At 55.7% G+C, this 23,389-nt stretch carries 16 protein-coding genes; 13 read left to right on the top strand and 3 right to left on the bottom strand.

Features of this window, described 5'->3' with window-relative positions; genetic code table 11:
* Window positions 1-14 precede the first annotated feature (14 nt).
* Together MKY59_RS23850 and MKY59_RS23845 are read left to right on the top strand one after the other, a co-directional pair.
* Entirely contained in the window at window positions 15-1,316 is a 1,302-nt protein-coding gene (locus MKY59_RS23850; protein WP_339274107.1) for an MFS transporter, read from the top strand.
* Between the two features lie 236 nt (window positions 1,317-1,552).
* The gene (locus tag MKY59_RS23845) at window positions 1,553-2,686 is read left to right on the top strand and encodes a serine hydrolase domain-containing protein (protein WP_339274105.1); all 1,134 of its coding nucleotides are present in this window, start codon (window positions 1,553-1,555) and stop codon (window positions 2,684-2,686) included.
* 127 nt (window positions 2,687-2,813) lie between these two features.
* On the opposite strand, the gene MKY59_RS23840 is transcribed toward MKY59_RS23845, so the two are convergent.
* Window positions 2,814-4,970 carry an alpha-amylase family glycosyl hydrolase gene (locus tag MKY59_RS23840; protein WP_339274103.1) on the bottom strand — a complete coding sequence of 719 codons (2,157 nt, stop codon included), beginning with the start codon at window positions 4,968-4,970 and terminating at the stop codon, window positions 2,814-2,816.
* A 473-nt stretch (window positions 4,971-5,443) separates the two neighbouring features.
* On the opposite strand from MKY59_RS23840, the gene MKY59_RS23835 reads away from it, so the two are divergent.
* From MKY59_RS23835 to MKY59_RS23825, 3 genes are read left to right on the top strand one after another with little or no spacing between them, the layout of a single operon-like run.
* Complete coding sequence (locus MKY59_RS23835) at window positions 5,444-6,826, top strand: alpha/beta hydrolase-fold protein (protein WP_339274101.1); 1,383 nt, start codon at window positions 5,444-5,446, stop codon at window positions 6,824-6,826.
* Between the two features lie 4 nt (window positions 6,827-6,830).
* Window positions 6,831-8,396, top strand: a complete 1,566-nt coding sequence (locus tag MKY59_RS23830) for an acyl carrier protein (RefSeq protein ID WP_339274100.1) — start codon at window positions 6,831-6,833, stop codon at window positions 8,394-8,396.
* Window positions 8,393-9,916: a fatty acid--CoA ligase family protein gene (locus MKY59_RS23825; protein ID WP_339274098.1), complete on the top strand. Its 1,524-nt coding sequence runs from the start codon at window positions 8,393-8,395 to the stop codon at window positions 9,914-9,916. The genes MKY59_RS23830 and MKY59_RS23825 overlap by 4 nt, the downstream gene beginning before the upstream one ends.
* Before the next feature lie 107 nt (window positions 9,917-10,023).
* On the opposite strand, the gene MKY59_RS23820 is transcribed toward MKY59_RS23825, so the two are convergent.
* On the bottom strand, window positions 10,024-11,778 hold the full coding sequence (locus MKY59_RS23820; RefSeq protein WP_339274096.1) for a glycoside hydrolase family 13 protein: 1,755 nt from the start codon (window positions 11,776-11,778) through the stop codon (window positions 10,024-10,026).
* Window positions 11,779-12,006: 228 nt separating this feature from the next.
* Window positions 12,007-13,509 (bottom strand): carboxypeptidase M32, encoded by a 1,503-nt coding sequence (locus MKY59_RS23815; RefSeq protein ID WP_339274094.1) that lies wholly within the window; start codon window positions 13,507-13,509, stop codon window positions 12,007-12,009.
* 251 nt (window positions 13,510-13,760) lie between these two features.
* On the opposite strand from MKY59_RS23815, the gene MKY59_RS23810 reads away from it, so the two are divergent.
* From MKY59_RS23810 to MKY59_RS23775, 8 genes are all read left to right on the top strand, one after another.
* Window positions 13,761-15,368 (top strand): ABC transporter substrate-binding protein, encoded by a 1,608-nt coding sequence (locus MKY59_RS23810; RefSeq protein ID WP_339274093.1) that lies wholly within the window; start codon window positions 13,761-13,763, stop codon window positions 15,366-15,368.
* 89 nt (window positions 15,369-15,457) lie between these two features.
* Window positions 15,458-16,408 carry an ABC transporter permease gene (locus tag MKY59_RS23805; RefSeq protein ID WP_236415632.1) on the top strand — a complete coding sequence of 317 codons (951 nt, stop codon included), beginning with the start codon at window positions 15,458-15,460 and terminating at the stop codon, window positions 16,406-16,408.
* Window positions 16,409-16,449: 41 nt separating this feature from the next.
* Entirely contained in the window at window positions 16,450-17,373 is a 924-nt protein-coding gene (locus MKY59_RS23800) for an ABC transporter permease (protein ID WP_339274090.1), read from the top strand.
* Entirely contained in the window at window positions 17,351-18,370 is a 1,020-nt protein-coding gene (locus tag MKY59_RS23795; protein ID WP_339274088.1) for an ABC transporter ATP-binding protein, read from the top strand. The genes MKY59_RS23800 and MKY59_RS23795 overlap by 23 nt, the downstream gene beginning before the upstream one ends.
* The gene (locus tag MKY59_RS23790) at window positions 18,354-19,337 is read left to right on the top strand and encodes a dipeptide ABC transporter ATP-binding protein (protein WP_339274086.1); all 984 of its coding nucleotides are present in this window, start codon (window positions 18,354-18,356) and stop codon (window positions 19,335-19,337) included. The genes MKY59_RS23795 and MKY59_RS23790 overlap by 17 nt, the downstream gene beginning before the upstream one ends.
* 45 nt (window positions 19,338-19,382) lie before the next feature.
* The gene (locus MKY59_RS23785; RefSeq protein WP_339274085.1) at window positions 19,383-20,621 is read left to right on the top strand and encodes an amidohydrolase; all 1,239 of its coding nucleotides are present in this window, start codon (window positions 19,383-19,385) and stop codon (window positions 20,619-20,621) included.
* Window positions 20,614-22,413, top strand: a complete 1,800-nt coding sequence (locus MKY59_RS23780; protein WP_339274083.1) for a M28 family peptidase — start codon at window positions 20,614-20,616, stop codon at window positions 22,411-22,413. Before MKY59_RS23785 ends, MKY59_RS23780 begins: the two co-directional genes overlap by 8 nt.
* A 173-nt stretch (window positions 22,414-22,586) precedes the next feature.
* The gene (locus MKY59_RS23775) at window positions 22,587-23,345 is read left to right on the top strand and encodes an SDR family NAD(P)-dependent oxidoreductase (protein WP_339274082.1); all 759 of its coding nucleotides are present in this window, start codon (window positions 22,587-22,589) and stop codon (window positions 23,343-23,345) included.
* Window positions 23,346-23,389: the final 44 nt, after the last annotated feature.

Below are 23,389 nucleotides of genomic sequence, written 5' to 3'. Positions count from 1 at the left end.
AGGGAAACGAAATTATGGATACTGTTCGTCCGGTGGATTCGGGCTCCGGCTCTGCGGATTTGCACGCAGGCATGGGTACGGCTTGTCCTGCAAACGATACCGCGTCCGAACCGGCATTGCGGCACAACAAAGCTTTTCGAAGACTGCTTTACGGCTACGGCATTTCCGTCTTCGGCGATTGTTTCAACGGCATTGCCATCAGCTTGTGGGTCTTGCAGACGACGGGCAGCGCCAAGAGCATGGCCGCCGTGCAAATTTGCAACATGGCGGTCAGCTTTGTTTTCGGTTCCCTTGCAGGCACGCTGGCAGATCGCTTTGACCGTCGCACATTGATGCTGTCCTCGGATCTGTTCCGGGCTTTTATGGCCGCGACCATTGCCGTAAGCCTGTTTGTGCTGCATGCCCCTTTTCCATTGCTGCTGCTCATGCTTGGCCTGTCGATGTTCTCCAGCTTGTTTCAGGCACCTGCCTTTTACGCTTCGGTTAGCCGCCTGGTCGGCAAGCCACATCTGCAGCAGGCTACGGGCGCAATCCATTTGGTCGACAACATTGCCCGGATCAGCGGACTTGCTGCGGCAGGAGCGGCGGTGGCGCTGATCGGCGGCTTCTATGCCATTCTCGTTACGGCAAGCACGTTTTTGATCTCGGCGGTCTGCGTGGCGGCTGCCGGCCGTTTTCCATCCGTGGAACGGACAACGACCGCCAAAACCACCTTTGTTCAGGAGTGGAGAGGCTCCTTCGCTTATCTCTTCTCGCAGCCGCTTGTGCGCGCCATTGTTGTGCTGCAGCCGATTCTGCTGCTCTTTTTCATGTCTGCCATGATGCTCGTGCAGGTGATGGCGGTAAAGGTATGGCAAGCGAATCCGGTGCAATTCGGATTGATCGAAACCTGCATTCCGCTCGGGTACATGCTTGGTTCTGCCGGGCTTATGGCCATGGCGGGCCGGATGAAGCACCGGGGAAGATGGATATTTGTTGGCCTCCTGCTGCTGGGACCGTTGTACGCGGCGTTATCCTACATCACTTCGCCGTATTGGGCTTTGCCGCTCATTGTAGCCGGCGGAGCCATGTTCGCCTGCTGCACGATGCTGCCGCAGATCATGGTTCGCGCTGAAGTGCCCGATGAACTTCAAGGGAGGGTTTATGGAGTCATGGGCACGCTCACAAGCACGGCGCCGATCATTGGCCTATCGGTCGTGTCCGTTTGGGCGGACCGCTACGGAGCTCCGGTGGTGCTGGAAGGACTGGGAGCTCTGCTTTTGTTGACCGCGTTTGTTATGGCAGTGGCCATGAAGCCCATCCGTGCTTATAAGTAGAAGGCAAGCTTGGGACTTGAGGGAAACACGTACTGCGGTTTCGCCTGCTTGGTGCGATCGTTTAGTTTCCATTCGGGAATTCGCCCGGTCGGGGTCCGTTCCCCCGTTCATCTTGCGATCTGATGGTGGTCTTTGAATGCGATTGGTCGTATATTAATAGTATGCGGTTACATGCGGGAGAACGTGGCCGTATGGCGCAATAATTATCAATTCTACATATAAAGGGATGAGCGAACATGGATTTTAAACCGCTTGCTTCATTTATCGACCGCATCACTGCTTGGCGTGTTCCGTGGGCGGAAGTACTTGTCATGCATCGCAACGAAACGGTTTTCCGTTATCGCAACGGCTTTGCTAATTTGGAAGAGCAAACGCCCATCGGCGAAGGCGCGATCATCAACTTGTACTCCATGACCAAAATCATGACCTGCGTCGCAGCGCTTCAGCTTGTGGAGAGAGGACAAATGCTGCTTGGCGACCCGATCTCGAACTATCTGCCGGAATATGCCGAGATGACGGTCAGAAAAACTTTGCCGAACGGGGAAGTGCGGCTGGAGAAAGCGACAAAAGCCATTACGGTGCGCGACCTGTTTACGATGACGGCCGGATTTTCCTATGACGTTGGAGCACCATCTATCCAGGAGGCCGTGAAGAGCACGAACGGCACGTTGTCGACGCGTGAATTTGCGAAGGCGCTTGCGAAAGAGCCGCTGCTGTTCGAGCCCGGGACGCAGTGGAATTACAGCATGTGCCACGATGTGCTTGGCGCTTTGATTGAAGTCGTGGATGGCAGACGGTTCGGCACATACTTAAAAGAGGAAATCACCGACCCGCTCGGCATGCACGATACGGCATTTGACCTGAATGACGAGCAGCAGGCCAGATTGATCCCGCAGTATGCGTACAATGACGAGCTTGGCAAAGCCGTTCGCATGGACGGCAACGGTTTCCGGGTAGGCACGGCGCTGGAAAGCGGAGGCGCAGGATTGTTGTCTACCGTCAGCGATTACGCGCTGTTCCTGAATGCATTGACTGGGCGCGGCACAAGCCCGGACGGCGTGCGCATCTTGTCACAGGCTTCGGTCGAACTGATGCGTACGGACCATCTGAATGATTTGACCCGAGGCGACTACTCCTGGGATCAAATGAAAGGCTACGGCTACGGGTTAGGCGTACGGACCCATGTCTCCAAGGCCGGCAGCGGCTCCTTGAGTCCGCTGGGCGAGTTCGGCTGGAGCGGCGCTGCCGGCTGCATGGCCATCATCGATCCGGATTCGGAACTTACGGTTATGTATGCGCAGCACCTGTTGAACAGTCAGGAGCCGTACATCCAGCCTCGCTTGAGAAATATCGTTTACGCCTGCTTATAGAGCAGATGGGAATTCTTGTTTATCCATTAATCAGCGATGCAGCTTGAAAAGCAAAACGGAAATACGGACACCCCGAGCATACGCGAAATGCGTGCTGCATCGGGGTGTTTGGTTTTGCCGAGTTATTTTATTGCCAGTTCACGTTTACGGTTGCGGTGCCGCTGGCTGGCGTGGTGAAGGTGTGATTCGATCCGTTTTCCCATGTGACGGTAGAGCCGCTTTTCTTGAAAAACTTGAACTCGAGCGGCGTTCCGGCAGGCACGCTAACGTCGTAATACCATGTCGGATAGGCGTGAATGACCTGGTTGAACGTTGGCCCAACGGCGTTTGCTCCTGTGGACCAGTTACCGAGCTCGGCAACGTTGCCGGTCAAGTACACGTTCTGGCCCAGGGATGTCGATGCATTATTGACAACGAATCGAACGGTGACCTGCTCGCCGGTCAAAATATTAAAGCCGTTATAGCTGTTGCTGGTTACGCCGCCTGCGGTTACCTTCACCGCGTAATTGCCCGCTGCAACGGCAGGAACGGTAACTTTGATTTGGGTATCTTCCCACGATTGGATCGCAGATCCGGTTACGGCCGTTGTGCCGAAGTAAACGGTGCCTTTGGTTGCGCCGAAGCCGCGGCCGTCGATCGTGATGACGTTGCCGGGTTTGCCCATCATCGGCCCGACGTGCCCGATCGTCGGCGTGCTTTCGGGAGCCGTGTACTGCCAGACTGCCGTTCCGCCTGCGGCCAACGTGAATGTAGGAACGCTGCCGTTGTTGGACGTAATGCTGTTGCCGTTCAGCGCGCCGCCAAGGACGTCCGTGTACGTTCCCGAAGGCAGGGACGTTGCAAGTCCGCTAATGGAGGCAGAGGACGATTGGTTGCGGTTGATCGCCACGACGGCAACGCTTTTGCCGAATTTCCGTTCATAGACGTACACGTCATTATTAATCCAGCGCTGCTGCGTCGAGCCGTAAGCGATGGCCGGATTGGATTTGCGCAGCGGAGCCAGCTTGCTGATCACGTTGAATGCCGTTGTTGTTTTGGAGAACGATGGCATTTTGGCGCGGTTGTTCGGATCGCCGTTTCCGGTCAGGTATTGTTCAGTGCCGTAATAGATGGCAGGCACGCCGCGGGATGTCAGCGTGAAGGCCAAAGCCTGTTCCAACTGCCGGTTGTTGACAGCGCTTGTTTTGAAACGGTCCATGTCATGGTTATCGATAAAGGTCACCTGGTCATTGACTTGCGTGTAGTCTGCTGCTGTGCTGCTGATCATGGAATCCAGTGCATGCATGTTCGACGTGTTGTCGCGGAACACGTTCCGCACTTCGGCATTGAAGCGGAAATCAAGCAGGCTCATGCCTGAAGTGTTCGCGAATTTGGTGTTGTCCGCATCCGCAGCGGAAGAGCCGAGGAACCACTCACCGAACGTGAATACGGGCTGATGGCTGTAAATGCCCGACATCCAGCTCTTTTGCCAGCCTTCCGGCATGTGTTTGACCGCATCCACGCGGATGCCGTCGACGCCCATGTCAAGCCAGAGGTTGATGGCGTCTTTGAAGTATTTGTCAATGGTCGCATTGTTGTGGTTCAAGTCGGCGAGATCATAAAGGTTTTTGTAGATTCCGTTCTCGAGGGAAGAGAAGTCCGAGCCGCCGTTATGGTGGAAGTAACCGTTGGTGTCGTTGGTGTAACCGCCAAGGAGCGTGCCGTTGTCATACAGCTTGCCGTTCTCGGCGAACGAGGTATCGGTCTCCATGGCCGGTGACGTATGGTTTGGAGCAAAGTCGATGACGATTTTGATGCCTTTGGCATGAGCGGTCTGAATAAGGTTCTGGAAGTCGGTCATGGAACCGAAGTACGGGTTGGTTTTCTTGAAATCCCGCGCCCAGTATCCATGGTAGGAAGTGTTGTTGACGCCGGAGTAATTGACGACGGCATGGATGTTTTCTACCGGCTGCGAAATCCAGAGCGCCGTGATGCCCAGGTCCGTGAAATAGTTGTCGTTGATTTTGTTGATCAATCCCTGCCAGTCCCCGCCGCAGTACAATTTCAGGTTGGTACAGCTGGCATCGTACGCTGCTCCGGAAGGGTTGTTGGAAGGATCGCCGTCCAGAAAGCGGTCGGTGAATACTTGATAGATGACGTCCGTGCTGAAATTCTGCTTGTTCGTTACGGCAGTGTCGGGGTCTGCAAGCACGGAAGCCGCCGGCAGGAAGGGGAGTGCGCTCCCGGCCAGCAAGCCGAGGGTTAACGTGGTGCTGAGAATGATGCGTTTGGTCACATTCAACATGGTAATCCACCCTTCGCGATTAGAATATGATATTATGTAATCCGTGGAAGTAAAAACGCTTACAATTGCGGACGGCCAATCATTTGCCAACCATGGACGGGTCTACCTCCTTCCTGCATGCAAAAACCCCGGCATCTCCTGCTGGAGTTACCGGGGTTGTCCTAGACCTTAGGTCTAAAAAGCATGGCCCTCGAGTTGTACATCACACCGTAATCATAAAAAACGGCAATGGGTTTGTCAATAACTTTTATTTTAGGTTTATTTTTCTTGTTTTCGTATTTACAAACCGCATCATTGGATTTACACTAATCGCAGAATCCACAATACAAGGGCCATGCATTTCGGAAACGATGATCCGATCCGAAACAACCCCGTCTCCTTCGAGGCGGGGTTGTTTGTCGTTGCAGGCAGCAGCGTAGAGAGGCGTTTCATTATTGCAAGGCATGATGAGCTGAGGGGAGCGATGATCCGTGATGAGTTCATTGGAGACAAGGTCGGTTATCGAATGTTTGAGCGAATTCAAGGCAACGCGGCTGGGCAACAGCCGAAATATCCATGTGTATCTGCCTCCGGGATATCATGAGCATACCGATAAAAGGTATCCGGTCGTTTATATGCATGCAGGCCAGCGCGCTTTCGGCCTCTCCAAGCCGGGCCAGGAAACGTGGCAGATGGATGTGGCGGCAGACCGCCTGATCGGTTTGGGGCTCATGGAGGAGCTGATTATTGTGGGCATCTCCCATGTTCGCCCGGTTACGCACAATGAGTTTTACCATTATGCTGCGCCGGTCCGCGAAGCTGTAGACGTGGGATGCTCGGGGCTGCTGTACGAACATTTCATCGTGCATGAGCTCAAGCCGTTCATTGACCGGCGATATCGGACGTTAACGGAGCCGGAGCATACGGGGATGATCGGATCATCCGCAGCCGCATTGTGCACGTTCCATATCGGCATGCGCCATCCGGACGTTTTTGGCAAGCTGATGATGTTGTCGCCGTTTTTTTATGACGTGCAGTTGGATGCGAGTTCCCCGGGACGGCTGAAAGAAGAGCCGATGATTCGGCTTCCCGCAGGAAAACCAGACGTACGGATGTGGATGGATATCGGGGATATGGAAGGTCTGTTCCTTCCAAGCCAAATTAGAGAGGTTGTTGACAAACTTCTGGACCGTGGTTACGTGGCTGGCAAGGACCTCATTTACCTGGAACAACCCGATGCCGGCCATCAGGAAGCCGATTGGGCCGAACGCGTACATCTTCCTTTGCTGTGCATGTTTGGCAAAAAAGGCAGCCCGGCTTCCCTCGAACTCAAGGGCAGAAGTGTTCTAGGGTTGAAAGGAGATATGAAATGCCGAATTAATGCTCTGCTACGCTATGACAACGGCGTTAAGGTCAGTCTGCTGGAAGGGACATACATTTCCGAACAACCTGACGTGCTCAAGGTACTGCCGGATGGAACGCTGATTCCCGTCGCTACCGGCAGGGCGGTCGTTCGGCTTCAGTTCGGGGAATTGACGGCAACCAAGGCGTACACCGTCGTGGAGGAGCTTTCCGGTCACGTTCTCATCTGCCTGAGCGCACAATCGCCGTCTCGCGAACCTGCGGAAGACACCATATACGGCGGCATGGGCATGAAGCTGAAACATGTCGGAGACGGACATTACGAAGGATGCTTCGAAGTTCCGCGGGACAGCGGTTTCCGTTTCCGGTTTACGCGTGGTTTCCGCCGATTTGAGACCGACCCGGATGGTCGGCCGATGCCCAATCGCGTCTTCCGGGCCACGCATCCGCAGTCTCTCCATTATACGATCCGTTCCTGGGGCGACAGCCCGGCCAGAAACGAAACGAGGAGGTAAACCGATGTCATCCTTACGGCATGTTCAGCCACTGATGGATATTCCGTTTTATTATCCCTGCCATTTTCCGCTGATTCATGAGGTGTTGCGGCGCCAGGGCTGCCAGAGCAGCCTTGGCCTTCTGGCGGCCAGCCGATTGTTTACCCTTCCCTCGTGTTCGGACACGGGGCTGGTCAAGCCTTATTTTCACAAGCTGGATTACGAGGATGCCGTCTGGAGCATGGGGGAGCAGCGCGAAATGGGCAGTTTCGAGGAAGGGCTTGCCGCCATTCGTGAGCGCGTGGGAGAAGGTGAATTGTTCCTCGCAACGGGTTCGAGCTACCATTTGCCGTATGACGAGAACTTTCGGAATCCGGAGTATATCCATAAACATCTAAGGGAGGGTTCCCGCCTGCATCTGGTGGACCACTGGCTGGCCGTGTGCGATATCGGGGAACGGCATGTGGACGTGTATGATCCGGTCCCCTCCAAATATAAGGGGGCGGTCTCGCTTTCGGCCTTTCGCGATTTCTGGAAAGGGCACAAGGCGATGCCCGAGCTGGCGTCAGCCAAGCGAAAGGAAGAGCTGAGAACCTACGGAACGATGGAGGTTCGGTCCGCGGGCCAGCTGGATGATGACGGGTATCGAGAGGTGCTGCGCGCAGCCCTGGCTACGCAAATTCACGAGTTCCTGGCGGCCAGGCAGGTGAGGCAAGGGGAACGGAATTATTACTTTGGACAAGCCGTCACCGTAGAGTTGCTGCGCACGCTCCATATGGAAGGAAAAGAAGACGAAGGCGGGGCACGTTCCCGCGTTCAAGGAGAGTCCGGGAGTGAGCGTGCACACCATTCTGTCTTCCGGAATGGGCAGCAGGGGGCGACCGCTGCAATGTCTGAGGTTAACCTTTCCGGTCATTGGAAATCCAGTAATGCTGGTGTTTCCCGGCTACCGGGCCTATTGTTCGATATGCGATGGAGCCGGTATTTTTTCAGAGATTTACTGCTGGAAGCGGCTCGCGCGTTAGGCTCGCCGTACGACGCTTATCTTGAGGCCTGGCAGGGCCTGATCCGGCGTTGGGAACGGAGTCACAAGCTGCTGATGGCCAGGCTCGCAAAGCGTGATTCCGGTTGGAACGATGAGCTCAGTGGGGTCATCGGGCAACTGGCGAACGATGAATGGGGCTGGTACGAGAAGATGCAATCCATCCATGGCAGCGAATCCCGCTTTGTTCAGCGTGCATTTGCCGGGAATGAAAAGGCGAATTCGGCGGAGGCGAAGCGGGAAGAAACGCTGGCCCGCATCGTTCTGGAGAGCTGTCATGAACTGAATGCATATGGACGCGGCGGCATCCCGGTGGAGCTTGGACTGCATGCTCCGCTCTATGGCAGGAACGGCCGGTTGGATTCGCTTGGTTTGGTGTCGTTATTAGCCGTCGTGGAACAGGAGGTCGAGGATCGATACGGCATATCGGTCGCACTGACGGAGATGGCGGCTGCTTCGATGCCTGAAAGTCCTTACCGCACGGTCGGTTCGCTGGTGGATTACCTGGAGGGCAAACTGCGTGCGCAGCGGGAAGGAGTGGAACCATGATCGAAACGTTACTGCGGCGATTCGAGGGATGGGGCTCCGCCCCGGCCATGGTATGGCAGAATGACGGTTACAGCTACGGATGGCTGCGCGGAGAGGTACGCAGGATGAACCGCCTGATCGGCAATGCCGGCATGGCGGGCTGCGTCGTTACGCTGGAGACAGACTATTCTCCCCATGCCGCTGCCGCTTTGCTGGCTCTGCTGGAGCAGCGCTGCATCGTTATTCCGCTGGCTTCGGACCTGGTTCGGAACAAGCGGGAGGAGTATATGGATTTGGCTGGAGCGGAATGGCGAATCGTGGCCAGGCGGGAGAAACACTCCGATACTGATGGGCATGGAGCCGACGTTGATGATGTAGGTGACACTTTATCGGAGGGGTTGCTTGGGAGTGCGGACAAGCTTCGTTCCGTGCCTGACGAAGATCGGTGTACGGCAACGTTAAGCGATGCCGTGCCTGGCGGGCTGCTGGCCTTAAGCGTAAAGCGATTCGAGGCGGATGGATTGCCGCCGCTATTAACCGAACTTCGTCAGCAGCAGGTCGGCGGTCTGGTCATTTTTTCTTCCGGTTCGACGGGACGAAGCAAGGCTGCCGTGCATCGCGCCGATCGGCTCCTGCAGCGGTTTCAAAGGCAGGGCCGCCCGCTGCGGACGATTCCTTTCATGCGTTTTGACCATATCGGCGGTTTCAATACGCTGCTGCAATCGCTTGCCAGCGGCGGCTGCCTGTGCATGATCCCCGAGCGATCGCCGGAGGAGGTGTGCAGAACGATCGAGCGGCATCGGGTGCAGGCCTTGCCCGTATCGCCGACGTTTATGAACCTGCTCCTGCTCAGCGGTGCGTACCGGGACTTTGATCTGTCCAGTCTGGAAGTGGTGTCGTATGGGTCTGAGGTAATGTCACAGGCGCTGCTCGAAGCGTGGAACAGGGCGTTTCCTCACATTCGGACGGTTCAAGCTTACGGGATGTCCGAGCTCGGCATTTTGCCGACGCGCTCCAAAGCGTGGGGCTCCCTGTTGTTTGCCGTACGGGACGGGGAAGTGCAGTATCGCGTGGTGGACGGGCTGCTGGAAATTCGCACGGCAACGGCCATGCTTGGATATTTAAACGCGCCGTCGCCGTTTACCGAAGACGGTTGGCTGCGCACAGGAGATGCTGCCGTGATGGAAGGGGAGTATCTCCGCATTCTGGGCCGCGATTCCGAGATCATCAATGTAGGCGGCCGCAAGGTCTATCCGGCAGAGGTGGAGGGCGTGCTGGAGCAGATGGAGGTCATTGAAGTGGCGGTCGTTTGCGGCGAACACAGCGGCATCACCGGCCAGCGTGTAACGGTCACCGTGCAGACAAGCCGGGAGATGCCCCTCGCCGAGCTGCGCCGGATGATCTGGGATTATTGCCGCGAACGCCTGCCGGATTACAAAATTCCGCAAAAGATCATCTTGGCGAAGGACGGCCTGACGAGCCCGCGCATGAAAAAGGTAAGGCAGCCCCTTGCCGTCTCGCCAGAACAAATCGAAACATAAGCCGAAGATAAGGCTGAAACATTAAACGTGAAAACACCCGCAGGGATGGCCCATCGACCATCGGTTCCTGCGGGTGTTTGGTTTGGGTTAACGTTGAGCCGAATACACTAGACTTCAAGTTTGAGCAGGCGGAAATCAAGCCCTTCCAACGCTATATCCAGCGTCGACGTTTCCGAGGTCAGCACTTCGCCGCTAAATGCATCGCGCCAGCTTGCTTCTTCCGGCATGGGCAATTGCAGCACCCGAGGCGACTCGGCGGCATTCATCAGCAGGCGGAAATGTTCGTGGCTCCCGTCATCGGTGCGTTCGATTATAATTGCGGCATCTTTTTGGGCGGCGTGCACGATGCGCCAATTGGAGCCGCGCAGCGCCGAATGGGTTTTGCGCAGCGTGATGATCCGCGTGTAGAAGTCGAGCAGATCGCGGTTTTGCCGGGTTTCGTCCCATTCCATGCATTTCCGGCATCCCGGATCGTAGCCGCCTTCCAACCCGACTTCGTCGCCGTAGTAGATGCATGGTACTCCCGGGTAGGTCAACAGCAGCAGGACGGCAAGCTTCATGCGCCGAACGTCGCCCTCGCAGACCGTCAAGAGGCGCGGCGTGTCATGGCTGCCCAGCAGATTGAAGGCCGCCTCCGTGACGGATTGCGGATAAGCCGCGAGCAGATTTCCGATCTCTCCGGCGAAGGCAGCTCCGTCTAATTTGCCATGGACCGCATAATCCAGCACCGAATTGGTAAAAGGGTAGTTCATGACTGCATCGAACTGGTCCCCTTGCAGCCACATGATGGAATCGTGCCAGATCTCGCCGAGGATATACGCGTCCGGCTTGATGCTTTTGACCGTATCCCGGAACTCGCGCCAGAAGCGGTGATCCACTTCGTTCGCCACGTCCAGCCTCCATCCGTCGATGCCGATTTCCTGCACCCAATACCGGGCGACCTCAAGAAGGTAGGCTTTGACTTCGGGGTGCTCGGTGTTGAGCTTAGGCATGATCGGTTCGAAGGCAAACGTATCGTACGTCGGAATGCCGTCCTCGATCCGCAGCGGCCATTCGCGCACATGGAACCATTCGGCGTATGGCGAAGCCTGGCCGTTTTTCATTACATCGACGAAAGGCGGGAAGTCTCTTCCCGAATGGTTGAATACCGCATCGAGCATCACCCGAATGCCGCGGGCATGACATACATCCACGAGCTCCTTAAGCTTGGCATTGGTGCCGAAATGAGGATCGACCCTCAAATAATCGGCCGTATTGTATTTGTGGTTGGTGCTGGCCTCGAACACCGGAGTAAAGTAAATGGCGTTTACGCCGAGCTGGTTCAAATGGTCGAGGTGGTCGATCACTCCCTGCAAATCTCCGCCGAAGAAATTGGTCGGCGTCGGTTCGCCGCCCCACGGCTCCGTATCTTCGGGGCTGATCGACGGGTCGCCGTTCGCGAAACGCTCCGGAAAAATCTGATAAAAGACAGCGTCCTTCACCCATGCAGGCGCCTGGAAAATGTCCGCCGGATTCAGGAAAGGAAAGTCGTAAAATTCCAGCGGGTTTTCGGGCAGCTCGGTTTCGAATCCCCGTTCGGTCATCCAAATCCGTTCGCCGTCCTGCTCCAGTTCGAACCCGTAGCGCAATCTTCGATATGGAGGCTGCACTTCGATTTGCCAGTAATCGAACAGCTCGTCGCTGGCGAATTTGCGCATCGGAAGGGTGCGGGCCGTGCGTTCCCAAGCGTATTTGTCCCCGATGACGGCGGATACCTGATCCAGATCGTCACGTCCGGTTCGCAGGCGGATATGCAGGGTGTTGCGGTCATAAGCATAAGACCAGTTCAAGCGTGCACGATGATAAATAGCTTCAAGCTGCATTACACATTCACTCCTTGGATGGAATAGTGGTGGTGCAAATCAGGCCAGAAAACGCAAAAAAGGCACAGCCTCCAATGTTCGCGAGGTTGTACCTTTCGGCAACATAGCCTTTAAATTATGTCATTATTATACAGTCGGACGGAGGAAAAGGGAAGCCGTAAAATGATAAATTTTTTCCCGAAAAGAAATCATTTCCGGTTGTGTTTTGCTGCATTGGGTTTGTTGCGATCACAACGAATATAACCGTTCGTATTTCTCGGTCAAATAACGAATCAATGGAGCGGTATCAATGCCTTGTCCCGTAATAGCGTGAATGAGTTCGTCAGCGGAACGCGATTTGCCGTATTGCTGGACATGCGTTGCCAGCCATTCGAGGATCGGTTCAAGTCGGTCTTCTTCGACCAGTTGGTCGTAGTCGGAAAGGTCTCGGCGGATCGCTTCATGAAGCTGCGCAGCGTAGACGAAACCGAGCGTATACGAAGGGAACAGTCCAAACCCGGCAGACCAATGCCCGTCCTGCAGTATGCCCTCCAGATGGGATGGCGGACGCACGCCGAGATATTCCTCGTACTTGTCGTTCCAGGCTTCAGGCAATGCATCGTAATCGACTTCCCCGGCAATGATAGCCAGTTCCAGTTCGTATCGAATGATAAGGTGCAGGTTGTAGGTCAGCTCGTCCGCCTCGAAACGGTTCAGCGAAGGCTGTACGGCGTTCAGAGCTAAATAAAATTCGTCCAGCTCAACATTGGCGAACGGGTCCGGCTGCAATTGCTGCAGGCCTGGATAATGGTTCTGCCAGAAGCCCTTGTGCCTGCCGATAAATTTTTCGAAAAAGATGGATTGGGATTCATGTATGCCGTAGGAGGTAAAGATGCCAAGACCGGTATGGATCAATTCGGGATCGATATGCTGGGTATAGAGCGAGTGGCCGCCTTCGTGGAGCGCGCTCCATAATGAAATGCGCACGTCATTTTCTACATATTTCGACGCCACCCGCGCGTCATGGGGGTTAATGGCTGAGCTAAAAGGATGTACCGTTGCGCCGAATTTACCGGCATCGAAGTCGTATCGTATTGCATTTAACAACTGTATTCCAAGCTGTTCTTGTTTATCCAACGGAAACGGCCGAGTGAAGATGGATGTGTCCGGCTGTCTTGGCGCGGAGGTTACGCGTGCAATCAGGGGCAACAACGCCGATTTCAATTCTCCGAAGATACGGTTCAAGGTGCGGGCATTCAAATCGGGATCGAATTGCTGCACCAGCGCATCGTACGGATGCTCGTCATATCCCCAGTAGGAAGCAAATTTCAGGCTGAGATCGAAAATGGATTTCAGATGAGGAGCGAACAGGGAAAAATCATTGGCTGCCCTGGCTTCGAGCCAGGCTACGCTTGCGAGTCCTTGCCGATCTACGAATGCTCGATATTCCTCCACAGGGATAGCGCTCCAGCGCGTAAAAGCTCTGCGATGCTCTCGTACAATCCGCTTCGTGAGATCATCCGCATGTTCATCAGACTCTGCTTCTTCCAAAAGCTTGCCGAATTCCGGGTCCCTTTGTAATTTGAACAATTCTTCGGCAAGTGTACCTTTGGCACGTGCGGCGTGGATCGCGCCTTTGCGCGGCGCACCTGTTCGGGCATCCCAGTTCAGCAGGGTGAGCACCTGTTTGTAATGTTCGATTTTTTCGATATGTTGAAGCAATTTCGGATGCAGGTTCGTGATCGTTGGCATCGGTCAAGCTCCTTTCCCATAATCAGGATAAATTTTCAAGTATCTTAGCATCCGGCGTTTGTGGGTGTAAACGAAATCGACCCACTTTGTGGATTAACAAAAAATGAATTCATAGTTTATAAATGCTTATTTTACAAAACGCAGGCCTCCGTTTAGCCTTAGATTAAATTTCACTAATCCGACAAGTTAAGTCGTGATTGACATTCCTGTCGGACCTCACCCATCGGGAAGAATAGAAAGGGGATTGTCTTATGAAAAACAAATGGAAACCTGCGCTGCTCTTGATCCTGATCGTGCTGCTGCTCGCCGGCTGCGCTTCGGGAGGTCAGGGGCAAACGACGCAGGGAGCAGCTGCGTCCGGGAATGACGCACCCGCATCGGCCGAAGGCGAGGCCAAGCAAGGCCAGGTGCTGAATATCGGATATCCGACTCAGCCCGTGACGCTGGACGCCCACATTTCCTCCAATACGGCCGTAAAGGACGTGTCCCGCGAAATTTACGAACAATTGGTTACGCTGGACCAAAACGCCCAAGTCATTCCGCTATTGGCCGAGTCCTACGAAGTTAGCGAGGATCGATTGACGTACACGTTCCATCTTCGCCAAGGCGTGAAGTTTCACAATGGCAAGGAACTCCAAGCCGAGGATGTCGAGGCTTCGTTGAATCGCTGGATCAGGTTGTCCAGCCATGGGAAAGCCAATTTTGTCGGTGCCGTTGCCAAAGCCAAAGACAAAGACAAATATACGGTGGAGCTTCAGTTGAAAACGCCGTTCTTGCTGACGCTGCAGCTGTTGGCCGACCCCATTCCGGCTGCTGCCATTTATCCAAAAGAGGTGGTCGAAGCGGCCGAGGATACGGGCATTAAAGAGTTCATCGGCACAGGGCCTTATCAATTGGAGGAATGGAAGCAAGATCAGTACATTCACCTGAAGAAGTTCGATGATTACAGTGCGCGAACCGAACCGGCCGACGGTGCGGGAGGCAAGAAGGAAGCGATCGCCAGCGATCTCTACTTCCGCTTCGTGACGGATGAGTCCACGCGGTTGGCCGGGATTGCTTCCGGGGAGTACGACATTGCGCTCAACATTTCGGTGGACAATGAGCAGCAGGTCGCTTCGAATCCGGATCTGCAGACGTATCTGAGTCCGGGCGGTCTGATCGCTTACTTCTATAACAGCCAGAACGGCCTATTTCAGAACGTAAAGCTGCGTCAGGCGGTCAACGCGATCCAGAATGCGGACGACATCCTGACATCGACGTTCCGGGACGAGCAATTTTATGTCAAAACATCCTCCCTGGTCCTGCCGGAATTCCCGAACTGGTACTCGGAGAAAGGCAAGGAAGCCTATAGCCAGGCGAATGCCGAGAAAGCCAAGCAGCTATTGCAAGAAGCGGGATACAACGGGGAGGAGATTACCATCTTCACCACTCGTGATTACGTGGACCAATACAATGTGGCCGTCGTGCTCCAGCAAGAGCTTGAATCGATCGGGGTGAAGGTGAAGCTCGATGTGTACGATTGGCCTACCTTGCAGGAGAAGCTTGCGACAGGAAAGGGATGGGACATCTATCCGATGAGTTATGCATTCCGGCCAACGTTCTACCAGTATTCGTTCTGGGGAGGGGCCGCTGGGCTGCTGAAGAGCGAGAAGCTGGATGAGCTTCTTCAAGGCATTCGCACTGCTTCATCGGTGGAAGAAGCACGTCCGTTGATCGATGGGCTGCAACAATTTGTATGGGACGAGGTGCCCTTCTCCATCATTGGGCACTCGAAACAAATTACGGCGCTGTCCAAAAACGTTCAGGGATTCCAAAACATCCTTGGACCGATTTTCTGGAATACGTCCAATACCAAGTAAAAAAGGCGGCGAATCGGCAGCCCAAGCTGCGGCGCATTCACGCATAAAGGCTGCCATTCTGCTAACTGATGCGAAGCGGGGGGATTTGATTGGGAGGATACATGGTTCGCCGGTTGCTTTCGCTGGTGCCTGTGCTGTTCGTCGTGGCGGTGGTCGTGTTCTCTATCATCCATCTGACGCCCGGCGATCCGGCGGCGATTCTGCTGGGTGAGGAGGCAACCCAGGCCGACATTGACGAAATGCGAAGCCGGATGGGACTGGATCGCCCGATTTACGAGCAATTCGGCATTTGGCTGCTGGGCCTGCTCTCCGGCGATTTGGGACAATCCGTTTTTCTGGACAAACCGGTTGTGCAAGCTTTCGTGGAAAGGTTGGGACCCACGTTGTCTCTTGCCATCCTTGCCCAGATCATCGGTATTGCGCTGGCATTGACGCTAGGCATCACTGCGGCTAGACACAGAGGTGGCATCGTGGACCAATTCGTCATGGGGTTCTCGATGTTAGGCATTTCCATACCAAGCTTTTTGCTCGGCTCACTGCTGGTCATCCTGTTCGGGGTCAAGCTGCAATGGCTTCCCGTTGCAGGATATCAGCCGCTGGAGTCAGGCTTGTGGTCACACCTGAAATACTTGCTGTTGCCCGGCATTGTGCTGGGCGTAATCCAAGCTGCCCTGATCGCACGCATGACGAGAGCGTCCATTCTGGACGTGCTGTCGGAGAACTTCATCAAAACGGCCAAAGCCAAGGGTGTAAAGGAAAAATGGATCATTTATACACATGCGCTCCGGGTTGCGTTCATTCCCATCCTGACTGTCATCGGCGAATCCTTTGGCGGTCTCGTAACAGGTGCAGCTGTCATCGAAACGCTGTTCAATATTCCGGGCGTGGGGCAATTGATCGTCAATTCCATCAGCCGCCGTGACTACACGGTTATTCAGGGCTCGGTGCTGCTCGTGACCGTGGCATACGTATTCGTGAACTTGATCGTCGATTTGTTATACGGCGTGGTTGATCCGCGCGTTCGTCTGAATAAAAAATAATTTCATCGTCATTAATTTTGACTACAAAAGGAGGAACGCCTATGTCGGCGAATTCGGGAGCCGCTCTGGCCCCGGCCGGGCTCCGCTCCGCCACAAACCGGCGCTTGGCCTTCAAGCGCATCACGCATAACCGCCTACTGGTGACGGGGGCGTTCATTCTGTTCCTGCTCTTGCTGCTCATTAGCTTCGGGCCGCTTCTGACGCCGTACGGTCCGTTGCAGATCGATCCGGTCAACCGCCTGAAAGGGCCCAGTCTGGCTCATCCGTTCGGCACGGACAACTTCGGTCGCGACGTGTTCACCCGCGCGGTGTACGGACTGCGCATTTCGGTCATCGTGGGATTGGCGGTGACGGCCATCTCGTCGCTGATCGGCATGCTGATTGGATTGCTGTCGGCCAGTTACACGCTGTTGGACCATATCCTGATGCGCATCTGCGACGGGTTGTTCGCGTTTCCTTCCATCTTGCTCGCTATTTCGATCATGGCTGCACTCGGACCGCGTCCGGTGAATGTCGTCATCGCCTTAAGCATCATTTTCATTCCATCCGTGGCGCGAATCATTCGGGCCAAGGCGCTTGTGGTCAGGGAACTGACCTACATCGAGGCGTTGCATGCCCAAGGGGCAAGCCGTTGGCGGATCATCTGGATCCATATGGCTCCCAACACCTTATCGCCGCTCATCATTCAGGCCACGTTCATTTTTGCGGTATCCATTCTGACGGAAGCGTCGCTCAGTTTCCTTGGTGCGGGCATCCCATCGCCTGCGCCGAGTCTCGGAAACATGCTGTTCGACGGCAAAAACGTCATCTATAACGCTTGGTGGATGACCGTGTTTCCCGGCAGCTTCCTGCTGCTGGTCGTACTCGGCCTGAATTTGTTCGGCGACGGGCTCAGGGACCTGATGGACCCGCATGCACGCAAGGCGAAAGGAGGGAAGCGCCGTGGAAAAAGAGCCGCTGCTTGACGTACGGGACTTGAAAGTGTCCATTGCTACCGAACGAGGAACCATTCATGCGGTGGATGGCGTCACCTTCCGCGTTAATGCGGGAGAGACGCTTGGCATTGTAGGTGAATCCGGTTGCGGCAAAAGCGTCACCGCCGAATCGATCCTACGACTGTTTGACGAAGAGGCCGTACGGTACGGCGGAGAGGTCCGCTATGAGGGAACCAACTTGCTTGCGTTGTCCGGGCGGGAGATGGAGCGTATTCGAGGCAACGACATCTCGATGATTTTCCAGGACCCGATGTCTTCCTTGAGTCCGGTGCATACCATCGGTAAGCAGATTGCCGAAAGTTTGAGGCTCCATCGGGGGTTACGAGGCAAAAAGGCAAAAGAAGCGGCGGTGGAATTGCTGCGCAAAACGGGCATTCCGTCCCCGGAACGTCGTGTTGACGAGCACCCGCATGAAATATCGGGCGGCATGCGGCAGCGCGTCATGATCGCGATGGCCTTGGCTTGCAATCCCAAGCTGCTCATTGCGGATGAGCCGACTACAGCGCTCGATGTCACGATTCAGGCGCAGATCCTGGATTTGATCTCCAGCTTGAAGAATGAAAACCGCATGGGCGTCATCCTGATCACGCATGATCTGGGGGTCGTCGCCGAAACATGCTCCAGAGTGGCAGTCATGTATTTGGGGCAAGTCGTGGAGGAAGCGGATGTGGATGACCTGTTCTTCAACCCCCAGCATCCGTACACGTCGGGGCTGATGAGCTCCATCCCCCGGATTGACGGGGATCGCAGCGAGAAGCTGCATGTCATCGAAGGTACGGTGCCCTCCCTCCACCATGTTCCGGCCGGTTGCCGGTTCGCCTCCAGATGCGCGCATGCCAGCGAACGCTGCCTGAAGGAGACCCCGCCCTTGAAGGGCATCGGGGAAAATCATAAAGTGCGCTGCTGGTATCCGGGTATCGCAGCGGCGACGCAGGAGAGGGGGGAGGAATATGAGCACATTGTCTGAGGAGCAGCCGCTGCTGCATATCGACGGATTGACCAAACATTTTCCGGTGAAATCGTCTCTGGGCAGAACGACGGGCCAAGTCAAGGCTGTGAACGGTGTATCTTTTGACGTCCATGCCGGGCAAACCTTCGGACTTGTGGGCGAGTCGGGCTGCGGCAAAAGCACGCTCGGCCGAACGATCCTTCGATTGATCGAACCGACGTCCGGAAACGCCGTTTATGACGGTACGGACATTTTCGGCCTAGGCAGAAGCCAGCTTCGAAGTTACCGCCAGCATATGCAGATGGTATTCCAGGACCCGTACACTTCGCTTGATCCGCGCAAGCGCGTTGGTTACACCATTGAGGAGCCATTGCTGATTCACCGCAAAGGCAGCAAGCGGCAACGGACCGAGAAAGCGTTGGAGCTGCTGTACAAAGTAGGTTTCAACGAGGAGCATTACAGTCGTTATCCGCACGAGTTCTCAGGCGGACAGCGCCAGCGTCTGGGCATTGCCAAAGCGCTGGCGCTCGATCCCAAGCTCATCATCTGTGACGAGCCGGTATCGGCGTTGGATGTCTCCATCCAATCGCAAGTCATTAATCTGCTGGAAGAAGTGCAGCAGGAGAGCGGCATCGCGTATCTGTTTATTGCGCATGATCTGAGCGTGGTACGACACATTGCCGATCGGATCGGAGTGATGTATTTGGGGCATATGGTCGAACAAGGACAGACGGAAGAACTGTTTGCCGATCCGCTGCATCCGTATACAAAATCACTGCTGTCGGCCGTGCCCGTGCCGAATCCGCGCCTGAAGAGAGAGCGGGTCGTCTTGAGCGGAGAAATTCCTTCTCCGCTGAACCCGCCGTCCGGATGCGTGTTTCACACCCGCTGTCCCTATGCGATGGATGTGTGCAGAGCCGTCGTGCCGGACAATCTTGCCGTTGCCCCGGGCAGGGAGGTACAGTGCCACCTATATCAACACTGACCCGTTCTGAATGTTATATAGGAGAAAGAGAAGGAGGAGTATGATATGAGCTTTGCATGCGTTGCCGAAAAGTGGAAGGATGAAGCGATCCGGCTGCGCCGCCAGTTGCATCAGCATCCTGAACTGGGACATCAGGAATTCGAGACGGCCCGTACCGTTGCGGAGTTTCTGCAGGGAGCCGGTCTGGAAGTGCGGACCGGCGTCGGCGGCACGGGTGTCGTGGGGCTGCTTCATGGAAGCAGGCCGGGAAAGGTGCTGGCACTGCGGGCAGACATGGATGCACTACCGATGGAGGAAAAAACAGGCTTGCCCTTCGCCAGCCTTAATCCGGGGGTGATGCATGCCTGCGGACATGACGTACACACGGCTATTCTATTAGGCACGGCCGCGGCGCTGAGCGAATACCGCGAACAATTGCATGGCACGGTGAAGTTCATATTTCAGCCTGCCGAGGAAGTGAGAGGAGGCGCAACCGACTTAATCGCAGACGGTGTGCTGCACAACCCGAAGGTGGACGCCATTGCGGCCCTTCATGTATGGCCGAACTTGCCTGCGGGAACGGTTGGTATCCGAAAAGGACCGATGCTGGCTGCGGCGGACGCGTTCGATATACGCATCACGGGTAAAGGAGGCCATGCTGCTTATCCCCATCAGACCGTGGATGCCGTCGTGATCGCGGCCCAGGTTATCAGTGCTTTGCAGACGATCGTGTCCAGAAATGCTTCGCCGCTCGATTCCGTCGTGTTGTCGATTACGAAGCTTCAAAGCAACAGCAAGGCGTACAATATCATTGCCGATGAAGTGCTGTTGGCGGGCACCGTCCGCACGCACCGCACCGAAACGCGCGATGCGCTGCCGGAGCGTATCCGGCAATTGGTTCAGCGCGTTGCCGAAGGCTTCGGGGGACAAGCCGAATTGACGTATTATCGGGGAGGCTCGCCCGTCGTAAACGACGATCGGTTCGTGGACGTGATCCGTCAGGCCGGAGAGGCCATCGTGGGGCGGGAAGCTGTCGTTGAACTGCTGGAACCCTCCATGGGGGCCGAAGATTTCGGGGCTTATCTGGAGCATGTGCCGGGTGCGATGTTCCGCTTGGGGACCGTATCGGCGGAAGACGCCAGGTCACAGCTGCCTTTGCACAGCGATTCGATCATCTTTGACGAGCGCGCGATCTTCACGGGCATCGCGATCCTTGGGGAAACGGCGCTACGCTACCTTGGAGGGAATTCGCAGGACGACCTCGTCATCGGGGTGGCCGGAAAGGTGGGCGATGCCCGTGACTGAACGGAAACCACCGATCGGGAAGGCAGGAACGGGGTATTGGACGGAGCGAGAAAGGGAAAAGGAACAGGCTGAACGAGTGCGCCAGACAGCGCTGGAAACCATCCTCGGCAGCATTGATGCTGGCTGTTTGACCGTATATAACGAAAACGTGGCTAAGGAAATACGTCTCTCAGGCTCGGCTGAGGAATTGCGTGCCTTCGAGTACATCCGTGATACGCTGGAGGGTTTCGGGTTGGAGCCAAAGCTGGAATTCCACGACGCGTTCATCAGCTTGCCAGGACACGCGGAACTGATCGTGGGCAGCGTCGCTTACGATGCCATTACGCATGCCATGTCGGCATCGACCGCGCGGTTGGACGTACCGCTTCAATATGTGGACGCGCAGGCCATCGGCGATCATGAGTTCAACGGAGGCGCTGCCGTTGTGCACGGCTTGGCGAACTGGACCGTGTTGGACCGACTTCAGCAGCAAGGAGCGAGCGCCGCGATTTTCATCAACAACGGGACGTACACCCATGAAATGATCGTATCGGCGGTATGGGGCAACCCTGCGTCTTTGGAAGACAGATACCCGGTTATTCCGGTCCTGTCTGTCAACCGGACGGATGGTGAACGAATCAAAGCCCAGCTGGAAAGCGGAAACGATGGCATCGTTCACGCTGTGATCCAGACGGAAGTAACGACCGGCTGGCTCCCTATTCCGACGTTGACGGCGGAAATCCGCGGACAGGCGGAGCCCGAGCAGTTCATTCTGTTCAGCGGCCATGTGGATTCCTGGCATTACGGCGCCATGGATAACGGTTCGGCCAATGCCGTCATGCTGGAGACGGCCCGCGTCCTCTCGTTGTACCGGGAACGTCTGCGGCGAAGCGTCAGGCTGGCCTTCTGGTCCGGCCATTCGCACGGCAGGTATGCAGGCTCTGCGTTATACAGCGATTTGCATTGGGAAGAGCTGTACGAGAATGGCGTACTGCACGTTAACATCGACTCGGTGGGTGCCGTTGGCGCGGTTAGCCTCGGTGCAGCCAACACGATGGCGGAGACGCGCTCCTTGTGCGCAGACGCTGTCCGCGTCGTCACGGAGGAACCCTTTCGCGGGTCGCCTTTCGGCCGGGCTGGTGACCAATCTTTCTGGGGAGTCGGCTTGCCATCGGTCTTCATGGGTTTGTCCTACCAGCCCGACGGTTGGTTCGGCTGGTGGTGGCATACCACCGAGGATACGCTCGACAAGCTGGACCCGGCGCATCTGGTACGCGATTGCAAAGTATATGCCGCTGCCATCTACCATGCCGCATCCGCGCCGATCGTGCCCATCGACCAGCGTGAAGCCGTTCATGCCCTGCAGGACAGGGTGAATGCCTATGCCAAACTGGCGGGAGAGCACCTCGACTTTGGACGTATCGAGCTTCGGCTTCGGCAGCTTGACCAGACGGTGGACGCATTCTATCGGTTGGTTGCTTCGGTCTCGCCGGGGTTGTCCGAACCGGGCCTTCGGGTTGCGAACCGGGTTGTGCTGGGACTCAGCCGCATATTGGTGCCCCTCAATTATGTCCGGGGCAGCGTGTATGGGCATGATCCGGCGATCAGCCAGCCGCTCGTACCGGCATTGGCGGATGCCGAGCTTCTGGCAGCATCCACTCCAGGCAGCGATGTTTATTATCGGTTGCGAACCGGGTTGGTGCGTGAAATGAACCGGTTCGGCCATGAGTTGAAACGAGCGGAACATTTGGTTGCTGCCGGAATGGACGAGTTGGAGAAAGCGGAAGCTCCCGCACATGTCGGGAACCATTGAATTCGGGAAAATGGGTGAAGAACATGCGTGAATGTGATCATCGTCGAGGTGAACAGGACGAAGAGGCGCGACTCGTCGATTTCAATCCGGCAAGCCTGGGCTTTGTAAAAGGATGAAGGGTTGCCCGTTGCGGGCATGAACACAACATAGATGATAAAAAGGAGTACGGATGCATGCCAGATCATCGATTCATTGGCAAAAAAGTAGTGATTACCGGGGCGGCAGGCGTGTTCGGCTGCTGGATTGCACGTGCTTATGCCGCTGAAGGAGCAAGGCTGTTTTTGACGGATCTACGCGAGGAGCCGTTGCGAAATGCTGCTTCTTCGTTGGAGGCGGTGGAGGTTCATACGCATGCGGCCGACCTTACCGACGAGAGTTCTGCGGACGGGTTGATCGCAGCGGTACAGCAGCATTGGGGGGCGCCCGATATCGTTATCAATAATGCGGGTATCTATCCATATCGGACATTGATGGAGATGGACCTGAAACAATGGAACGAGACGCTGGACCTGAATCTGGCCGCCCCGTTCCTGTTGACCCAGCGTTTTGCCAAACGGATGATCGAGAACGAAGTGCCGGGTTCGTTTATCAACATTAGTTCAGGGGCCGCCAGCACGGCTGGCGTAGGTATGGGCAATTATTCGGTTTCCAAGGTTGGTTTGGAAATGCTGACCAAAACGTTTGCGCTGGAGCTGGCCCCGTACCATATTAGAGTGAACGCGGTAGTTCCCGGTTACGCTCCGGGCAGCGAGGTAAGCGTGATGACGGAAGAGCACACGGAAATGATGATTCGTATTACGCCGCTTGGTCGCACTTCGGGGCCGGATGACGCGCCGCAAGCCATTTTGTATCTGACATCGGAACAGGCCAGCTTTATTACAGGGGCTGTGTTAACGGTGGATGGCGGACGTACGGCAGGGAGACTGAAGTAGGCTGAATTAGGCCGCACTGCCTTCAAGCCCGAACGCTAAAAAAC

The organism is Paenibacillus sp. FSL W8-0426 (genome assembly GCF_037969725.1).
Classification (GTDB): Bacteria; Bacillota; Bacilli; order Paenibacillales; family Paenibacillaceae; genus Paenibacillus; species Paenibacillus hubeiensis.
This window is presented reverse-complemented; position numbering and strand designations above follow the sequence as displayed.